The following is an 844-nucleotide window of genomic DNA, read 5'->3' as shown; positions in this document are numbered from 1 at the left end:
GCAGCGGTACTGATTCGTACAGATCACCTTGTACACCCCAAACGCCCCATCCCTTAAAGTTAGTGCAATAATTCAGTATCAAATATACCTGATACGATAATCTTCGGGCAATACTTCATTATATCCTTTAGTAGTACAGGAAAGCAGTTTCTGTAGAATTGAGTACTGAAATAGGTTTCATTGATCTTAACCGCCTCATAAAATTTAATTATATCCGCTTTCAGATTATCAATGCCAAGACAATTGAGAAAAAGAGTATTACTACCGTGGGAAAGCAATTTCAGTGCTGGATTACTCAGCCCCTCAGAGATCAGTAGCTTTAGATATGGCATTGATTGTATAAGTATCTGAATGTATGCGTCATGCTTCAAAATAAATGCAGTACTTGCGTCAATACTTAGAGAACAAAACAGTTTGCTATCAATGAAAAACCCTTCATTGAAGGTAATAAAGTGTATTATATCAATAGACAAAGGATTGAGTACATTAAAACCGTTTTCTCGGAATGTAGTAAGTAGTTCTACCCCTAACAACTTCTGTTCTGTGCTCATTATAGGTTGTGCAAAGTATTGAGTAATCATCGCCGTGTATCCTGACTTTTAATGTACTGATATTTTATTAGACCAGGTACGTCAGCTACAAACTAATGCGACTACAAAACACCCTATTTTTACTTTGCGTAGGAATCCCACGAACTTTCTAGTTCGGAGCTGACTGGTCTGGGCAGTGAACTTATGGCAACCTTAAGAGTAGTAACTTAGCGTAGGTAGCAATAACAGATTAAACAGGCTGCTACCCTCGACCTTTATGAATCCGATTTCATTGAACTCAGGCAGTGCATATG

General features: G+C 37.9%; 1 protein-coding gene. It reads right to left on the bottom strand.

Annotated elements, in window-relative coordinates:
- Positions 1 to 59: 59 nt before the first annotated feature.
- Positions 60 to 581: an EAL domain-containing protein gene (locus J1785_RS00655; RefSeq protein WP_217218565.1), complete on the bottom strand. Its 522-nt coding sequence runs from the start codon at positions 579 to 581 to the stop codon at positions 60 to 62.
- Positions 582 to 844: the final 263 nt, after the last annotated feature.

Source organism: Rahnella perminowiae (assembly GCF_019049755.1).
Lineage (GTDB): Bacteria > Pseudomonadota > Gammaproteobacteria > Enterobacterales > Enterobacteriaceae > Rahnella > Rahnella perminowiae.
This window is presented reverse-complemented; position numbering and strand designations above follow the sequence as displayed.